Source organism: Bacillus sp. HY001, from assembly GCF_007558965.1.
Taxonomy (GTDB): domain Bacteria; phylum Bacillota; class Bacilli; order Bacillales; family Bacillaceae_G; genus Bacillus_A; species Bacillus_A mobilis.
Genome location: NZ_VLTE01000134.1, coordinates 1 through 6,692, shown reverse-complemented (window position 1 = coordinate 6,692; position 6,692 = coordinate 1). Strand labels below are relative to the sequence as shown.

The following is a 6,692-nucleotide window of genomic DNA, read 5'->3' as shown; positions in this document are numbered from 1 at the left end:
TTTGTTAATTGAGCGACAATCAGGCGGTTGATCAGAGGCTGTTTAAGTTGTTCTTACTTATTGTGAATTGACTTTTGATTGAGCGGCGCTCAACGAGGTGTTTGAGTGGTGGTTATTTATACATAGTCATTTAGCAAAGGTCATACTTTTGAAAAAATCACCTTGCAACCATGGGAAAAACTATATATGATGTAGTTACTTTATATTTTTGTATTTTTTTAGATACAAATTTATTAATAATAAAATATTTATATAATAAAAAATAAAATATAAAAAAGCAAAAAAAGGTTCATCAGCCCAATGAAATAGCGCCAACTACTTCATTGTGGTACACCGCACAAAAATCCCAAAAGAAATTTTCAATCGACCGCGGTAAACAAAGCCAATAAACCTTTTTATTTTGCATGAAATTATAAGATAATTTTACTGTATCTTATGTATTTGTGCAACTTAAAAAGGGGATTTCTTGCGTAATTTTAGGCATTGTTTACCGTTGTTATACAAGTATTACTCTTTTAAGAGAGTAGTATTTTTGTATCCGTGGTATGACAGTGCCTTTTTCTGCTCTTTCGAAAGGAGTTAGCAACATTATGCATACGCAAATGGCTTTTTCCCAACAGAACTTTAAAGTTCATGGGGTTAAATTTTTTGATGGACTATTAAACATCGTAAAACTAGAAAATGAAAGAAAAGAGTTACCATCTTCAGCTTTAGCTACTTACATCTTGCTTCACTTTGAATGCAATGATATAGGAATGCTACCACGTGAATTTCAAATAATGGATCTTGCTAAGAAAAGTGGGATTCCCTACACAACAATTTATACAGGGTTTCAAGTTTGTTTGGAGCGTAGACTCGTAAAAGAAACACCTGTTGGAAATCGTACTGTATATGAAATTGTAGATTATGCGTTGTATAACCACACTACTGCAGAAACTGCAAAGATGACAGGCATATCGCTATCGTATTTCCGTATTCCATTTCACCTAATTCAAACAACGATAATGAGTAGTCTAGTAAAGGCTCGTGATAATAGAGGGATTATATTCCTTTTAGATTTAATCAATACTTTTTCAAGAAAAGTAGGTATGGAACATTATAAACATAAAATTGAGGAGTTTCAGATTACAAGAAAGATGTCTTCCTTAAAAAGGAGATTAAATCGTAATGCAAAGAAAGTAAGACACTACATAGAAATTATTAACCCCATCGTGCAATTTACTGCAATCGATTCTAAAGAGAAGAAATCTAATGAAACAAGAATTACTAGTGCAAGGAAACAGGTAAAACAAATCATCATTGAGAAGTTCAACGTTGTATTTTCTTCAAACTGCGTAATTGAGAATGATAAAAAAGAATTACATAGACCAGTAGCGAAGTGCAGAAAAGAAGCGGTGTCTCGTTTGAAACATATGGGACAGGCGTTACGTAAAAAAGATAAAGAAAATATAATGACTGCATTTAGACAAGAAATTGTTGATATCGCAATCTATTTACCGACGAAACAAAAACAAAGTGAATTATTAATTTACGCAATGACTTATGCATTAGATCAAGTGGAAAGTTGTTTGAAAGAGCAAGAAATATTCTCTATTCCAGCATTTATGCGTGTAAAGTTTAGAGAGTCCTGGATAGGTTTTAAGGAAAAAAACTTGTCTACAGGGAAAAAACACGATGCAATGATAAATTATCATAAGAAGAATGGTGTTTATCCGGAATTTATGTGATTTTAAAAAAATATATATGGAAACCCTTGTTAAAAAGTTACTTAAAAGCAAGGGTTATTTGGCATGTTCTTTAATTTGAAGACATGCTTTTTTATTTAGGAAAATATATCTATTAGCATTTTTACGGAAGCATATAATTGATTTACGTTATGTTTGGTTACGACTCGGTATGTTCATAATTCGATTCAATACTTGTGGTTATCTTAGTAATATGATTCTAACCTTGTGAATTCTTAGTAATATGGTATTTAACTTCTTAATTTGTGATTTCTATGATGTAGAGCTTGTATGTAATGGGGATATTACGATAGTGAATTTAGCTTAATATCCAGGAACGTATGTAATACAAGGCTTTAGAGGTGTTTGCTGAATCTCTTTATAATTAATGATTGAGTTTAGTTATATATATTTCTTGTTGTTTTTATATAAAATACTTGGATTATTTATATTTAATTACTTGTATTTTTTTAAATTAAATACATAGAAAAATAGAAAGAAGGAATAAATATAAGTTTACAAGGAGGTAATTAATCTATTGACTTTTAAAATTCATAGAGGTATTCTTATACGTGAACTACAATTAACTAAGAGAAATATACAAATTAATAGATTTAATTTCTAGCTAAACGGACACACCGAAGGCACATAACCTGCCATCGGTGTGTCTTTTTTTTGTATAAATAACAATAAAAAGGGAGAATTTGAAGCTATGAACGAAATTGTGAACATGAGTAAAGAACGATTTACAAAGTATTGTGAGGAGAATGCAGCATTTGAAGAGGATATTAGTCGCATTATTAATCACTACTTTTTATTACTAGGGAATAAGGCAAATATCTTACAGGAAAGAGAATTTAATAACGAAATTGAAGAAAAAACGTTTAAAAATAATGTGAAACGTTTTGAAACTCTATTCCCTGCAGCTGTTAAAAATGCATTTTTAAAAGGATATCAATTATGCCTTGAGTTTATAAATCATCCTGAAACGCAAATTCCTGAGAATCTATATACTGATCCGAATTTTATAAAAGATATTCCTTTTGCCTTAGCAAATGCATCTGAATATGAATTGTACGAAATCATTCGTACAGATGAAACACAGGAATTTAGTGTATTTGCTATACGAACATATGAAGGGATTCGTCCATTGTTAGAACAAGTATTTTGCGAAGTTGCATTCACTGGTGCTGAATATGCTTTTGAACATGAGCGAATGGAAAAAGGAATTGAATTAAAGAAAGGTAATAGTACCTCGTTAACCAAAGTTCCTGTAGATCGTCTTTTCGCGATTACGCCTTCTGTTAATGGAGTTGTTGTACATGCGGAAGAACATTGCGAGATTTGGAATTTAAATTGGAATAGCAAAGTAACAATTAATGATCCTTTTATTGAGCTTGCTGAGGTTACGTTTATTCATCAAACAAAAGATATGATTCAAAAAAATATTGAAGATGGTGTTTTATACTACAGCATTCTTTATCTTGGTACACCTTTACATGAGATACAAGATCGATTAGAAATACGAGTAAAGCTAAATTCTGATTTTGGAGCTCCACGTACAATGGAACAAGTTGAAATTGAGTATATTTTGAATGAGATTATTGGGAAGGTTCATCTTGAGGCACAAATTCCAATTGAAAACATGATTTTAATCCAACGTTAGATTTTGTAGGAGGTTAACTATGGTGAAAAAAATCGTTTTAGCTATTAGTGATACTGTATATACGGCATATTTACGTGAGGATTTTATTGGTGCGGGATTTGAAGTAGCTGATAGTGATGTGATGCATATCAAGTATCTAGATGAAATTCTAGATACAGAACAGCCCGATATTCTATGTATTAATGACAAACGATTAAATATTGATGCGGGACATGAAGAGAAACGTGAATTGATTATCTTACAGAAACTAAGAGATATTCGCTTTAATCGAGATATTCGTATTGTGGTATTTACAGAGCGTGAAAATGATGATGAGTTTTTGGCGAAACTGATTTATCTAGGTATCTATGACATTTTTAACTCTCGTAGAATTGATATTGATAATAAAGTTATCCCGCAGCTGCTACAGGAGTCGGATATTAAAAATGTAGCAGAAATTGTAGGCGCAAGTCAGGCACCACAACAAACAAAGTTACCCGAAGTTCCTGTTGATGAGGAAGAAGAGGAAGTATCAAGTGAATTAGAGGAAGGTGGCAACAATGAAGCTTCCTCTAACTCCAAGAAACTATTTAAAAACAATCAAAAGCGTAAGTCTGTTCCAGGTGAGTCACAAAAAGCACCTATTATAAAAAAACAATATAAATTGGCTTTTGAGCCGGTATATGAAAAACAAATAGGTATTGCTATTCCGAGAAGAACAATTGTTGTGGCCAGCATGAACAAAAGAAGTGGTGCAACTTTTGTTTCACATCTTTTAGCTGCTTACTTAAATGAACTACAGATTGATGTGAACTATATAGAGAATCTATATGATGATGGATATACGTATCCTTTATTAAAGGGATATACAGAAGCACCAGAAAACTATCGTAGTGAATTTATGTTACAGCGATATAAGGAGATGCTACAGAAGGAATCTGATATATTATCAATTCCAAAATGGAAGCAAGGAAGAATAAATTATATCGTAAAGAATCCTATAGTGGACCAAGAGCTGAAAAACGAAACAGAGCAGGACTTTGACCATTTTATTAAGGTATTATTGGCTAACCAAGAAGCGCCTATATCTATTATTGATGCGGGGTACGATTGGGATAAAGATTTATACCATGAAATATGTGAAATGGCAGATTTTATTTTCTTTGTAGCAGAACCAGATCTGCATCAATTGTTAAAGATAGCGCATCCTCTTACACAAAAGGAGAGAAAACTTGTTTCTTACTTAGTTTTAGAGAAAACGAGAATTATTGGGAATAAGTTTTCTACTGCACTTTTAAAGCATGAAGTAGTAGAAGAATGTTTTGGCGATAAGGTATTAACTGCTTTAGCACCATATGAGATAGAGGATGTATTTGAATCTCAATTAAAAAGTAGTACGTTACTATCTAGTCGGAACTATTATAAAGAGCTTGAAGGAATAATGAAGGAAATAGCAGAGTTATTACTGCCAAACCAATTGTTGAATCAAAAGAAAAGTTCCATTTTAAGTGGATTTCGATTTCGGAAGTCTGAAAATTAAGGAGGGGTGAAGAAAGATGCAAAAATTTATTATAGGGGCCGCCTCAATATTATTATTTGTTGGCTGTTTATTCTTAATGACAGATATGATTATTGGAGATACAACACACACAGATAATAAGTCTGCATCAGAACGCGCTGGAAGTACAGCAATGGATAAAGCCGTAAAAGTAGGTGTTTTACGAGCGCAAGAAGAAATTGCTATTGAACCAGGTATCGCAAAGAAAGAATTTGAAAAGTCTTATAAACAAAATGCAACATTTAAGGATCCTGCATCAAAACGAGAGTTTTCTGTACATGCTGTACAAGAGCAACCTGCAATGATTGCGGTTGAAGGAGAAGCGGAAGCTGCTAGTTATACGAAACAATTTGATGAAAAGAAAGGTAACATTAAGAGTAACGCAAGACACATATTTATTTATGAAGCAGATTCTGACAACAAGAAAGCTGGAGGAAACGTGAAATAAATAAGAAAAAGTAGGTGTGTAAGAAATGCAAAATACAGTAACAACAGCGCTTTTTCTAACGCTTTCTTTATTATTGATAACTCTTATACCAGAAGGTGTACTGTATGGAATGCAGTTAGTAAAAGCACATGATTTTGCTTCTAGTACAGTAGAGTTAGCAGAACAAACAGGTGGTTTTCAGTACACATATGAAGGAAAAAACGTAAATCTAATTCCTGATATAGAGAAGAAAATGAAAGAGCAGAATATGGATGGATGGAAATATGAATATACTAAAGGGCGCGTGGATCATAATCAGCCGTTAAATTTTAAGATAAAAGCTGAACATCACTTCTTTATTTTTAAAATGATAGGGATTGATAGTGTGAAAGCACCAATATGGGCTAACAAAGATGGAATGGGACAAATCTATTTCCGTTGAGAATATCAATATATATAAAGAGTTAAAAACTATACTGAAAAGTGTAGTTTTTTTACTAGAAATAAATATTTATAAATAAATATATAAAAATACTTTACAAGCCTATTTTTATATGGTAATATTTTCCATATAGAACAGCGGTTATAAAAAAACGCTAATTTATAAATTTATATGTTAAAGTATCTGGATTTTATATTTAAATTCGATACAATAAAGGAATCTATTAAAAAACTAATATACTTGGAGGAACAAACAATGGCTAACAAATTTTTAAAAACAGCAACAGCATTAACAATTATGGGTACATCATTACTAGGAGCAGGAGCATTTACTGCTAAGGCTGATAACACAGACTCATTAAAATTCAGTGATGTTCCAGCAAATCACTGGTCTACAAAAGCAATTTATGATTTAACAAATCGTAAAGTAGTACAAGGATACGGAAATAATATCTTTGGTTTTGGTGACAACGTAACTCGTGGGCAAGTTGCTCGTATGATTTATATGTACGTTAAACCAGCAGATGCAGATGCTAGCTTCAAAAATCCATTTACAGATATTAGAGGACACCTGTTTGAAAAAGAAATTAGAGCACTTGCTAAAGCAGGTCTAGTAAATGGTTATGGTGAAGGGAAATTCGGTCCAGATGATGTCTTAACTCGTGAACAAATGGCGCAAGTACTTACAAATGCTTTCAAGTTCAAAGCTACTAAGACAACTTCCTTTACTGATATTGATAAAAACTCATGGGCATTAAAAGCAATTAGTGCATTAGAAGAAAATGGCGTTACTATTGGTACAGGAGGTAAAATGTATTCACCATATGCACATGTAACTCGTGAACAATATAGCCAGTTCTTATATAACTCTATTAATGCAGTAGAAAAAGAGACTAA

Annotated in this window: 6 protein-coding genes; all 6 read left to right on the top strand. The window is 32.2% G+C overall.

Annotated elements, in window-relative coordinates:
* Positions 1-590: 590 nt before the first annotated feature.
* The gene (locus FOT98_RS29165) at positions 591-1,727 is read left to right on the top strand and encodes a hypothetical protein (RefSeq protein ID WP_000557422.1); all 1,137 of its coding nucleotides are present in this window, start codon (positions 591-593) and stop codon (positions 1,725-1,727) included.
* Between the two features lie 709 nt (positions 1,728-2,436).
* Entirely contained in the window at positions 2,437-3,390 is a 954-nt protein-coding gene (locus FOT98_RS29160; protein WP_001002940.1) for a hypothetical protein, read from the top strand.
* Positions 3,391-3,409: 19 nt separating this feature from the next.
* Entirely contained in the window at positions 3,410-4,909 is a 1,500-nt protein-coding gene (locus tag FOT98_RS29155) for a hypothetical protein (protein WP_000239320.1), read from the top strand.
* A 16-nt stretch (positions 4,910-4,925) separates the two neighbouring features.
* Positions 4,926-5,375, top strand: coding sequence for a hypothetical protein (locus FOT98_RS29150; protein ID WP_001168864.1), 450 nt, complete (start codon positions 4,926-4,928; stop codon positions 5,373-5,375).
* 25 nt (positions 5,376-5,400) lie between these two features.
* Positions 5,401-5,796 carry a DUF4320 family protein gene (locus tag FOT98_RS29145; RefSeq protein WP_001181745.1) on the top strand — a complete coding sequence of 132 codons (396 nt, stop codon included), beginning with the start codon at positions 5,401-5,403 and terminating at the stop codon, positions 5,794-5,796.
* A 192-nt stretch (positions 5,797-5,988) separates the two neighbouring features.
* On the top strand, positions 5,989-6,692 hold a 704-nt coding region (locus FOT98_RS29140; RefSeq protein WP_144291200.1), incomplete at its 3' end, for an S-layer homology domain-containing protein.